This window comes from Glycomyces dulcitolivorans, from assembly GCF_003265355.1.
GTDB classification, from domain to species: domain Bacteria; phylum Actinomycetota; class Actinomycetes; order Mycobacteriales; family Micromonosporaceae; genus Glycomyces; species Glycomyces dulcitolivorans.
In genome coordinates, this window is sequence record NZ_QFRW01000022.1 from 1 (window position 1) to 572 (window position 572).

Below are 572 nucleotides of genomic sequence, written 5' to 3' on the forward strand. Positions count from 1 at the left end.
CCGCCGCCAGCGCGGCGAGCGTCCACAGCGGCCCGAACGGCGCCGCCGCCAGCGGCAGGACCCCGAACCCGAGGCCGGCCGCGAGCAGCGCCCGCCTCGTCAGCGCCCCGAAGGGGTGCAGGCCGAACGCGTGCCACAGCTGCGCGAGTGGAACCAAATTATTGACCAGAACCGCCGCCGACCACGCGATCGCCGCGCCGACGACGCCCATCGTGGGGATCAACGCCAGGTTCAACCCGACATTGACGACGAGTGAAATCGAGACGTCGATCAGCTGCCACGAGGTCTTCCCCGCCATCGACAGCATCGAGTCCACGACCCCGCACGCCGAACCGACCATCATCGCCGGCACCAGGACCCACACCACCAGCCGCGCCTCGTCCGTCGCGTACCCGCCGCCGAACAGCCGCAGGTACCAGTCGGCGAGCAGTCCCACCGCCAGGTACACCGGCCACGTCAGGGCCACGATCCACGCCGTCGACTCCTGGTACAGCGCCCGCGCCGACGCGGGCGCCCCGGCGGCCATCGCGGCCGCCGCGCGCGGCTGCACCGACTGGCCCACCGCGCCCGAG

General features: G+C 72.9%; 1 pseudogene. It reads right to left on the reverse strand.

The annotated features are described in order from the left end of the window. Positions 1-572 (reverse strand): annotated as a pseudogene (locus DI269_RS00650) (multi antimicrobial extrusion protein MatE); the annotation flags it as partial.